1 protein-coding gene is annotated in these 797 nt (G+C 60.2%); it reads right to left on the bottom strand.

Annotated elements, in window-relative coordinates:
• Positions 1-797 (bottom strand): HAD-IC family P-type ATPase (locus WH277_RS00580; RefSeq protein WP_339503758.1); only part of this gene is annotated, 797 nt, incomplete at both ends.

Here is a 797-nt window from a genome sequence, read left to right as displayed (position 1 = left end):
GCCTGCGCGGTAATCAATATTCAACTCAGTGGCGATGGCCGCGGCCGCGCGTGGATTATCGCCCGTCAGCATCACGGCCTGGATGCCCAGTGACTTCAGCTCGTCCAGTGCAGCTTTGGAATCGGCACGCAGCGTATCGCGCAGCGCAATGATCCCCAGCAACTGCTGGCCATCATGCATCAGCACTACGGTATTGCCCGCGTTTTCCAGGGTTTCCACGTTCTCACGCTGCGGTGCCAGCAACGCTTCAGGCAGTTTTGATGGTGCGCATATGGAAAGTAAGCGACCACTCACAATTGCTTCCACACCGCTGCCCGCCAGGGCGCGTTGCGCTTCGGCTTCAGGGATGGTCAGCTGTCGGTCTGTTGCCGCCGCCACAATCGCCAGCGCCAGCGGGTGGGATGAGCCCTGTTCGATGGCGGCAGCCGTTGCCAGTAACTGATGCTCATCCAGTGCGGCCAGCGGCAGAATAGCGGTGACCTGCGGTTTGCCTTCAGTCAGTGTGCCGGTTTTATCAAAGGCGATGGTTCGCACGCTGCCTAGGTTTTCCAGCGCCGCGCCGCCTTTAATCAATGCACCACGGCGTGCTGCAGCGGCCAGCCCGGAAGTGATCGCCGCCGGGGTGGAAATCACCAGCGCGCACGGGCATCCGATCAGCAGCAGTGTTAATCCTTTATAGATCCACGGCTGCCATGCAGCGCCCATGAGCAGCGGTGGTACCAGTACCACCGCCAGCGACAGTGCAATAATGGCCGGAGTATAGATACGGCTGAAGCGGTCGAGGAAACGTTCAATAG

It is taken from the genome of Erwinia sp. MYb416, from assembly GCF_037479575.1.
GTDB lineage: Bacteria > Pseudomonadota > Gammaproteobacteria > Enterobacterales > Enterobacteriaceae > Erwinia > Erwinia rhapontici.
This window is presented reverse-complemented; position numbering and strand designations above follow the sequence as displayed.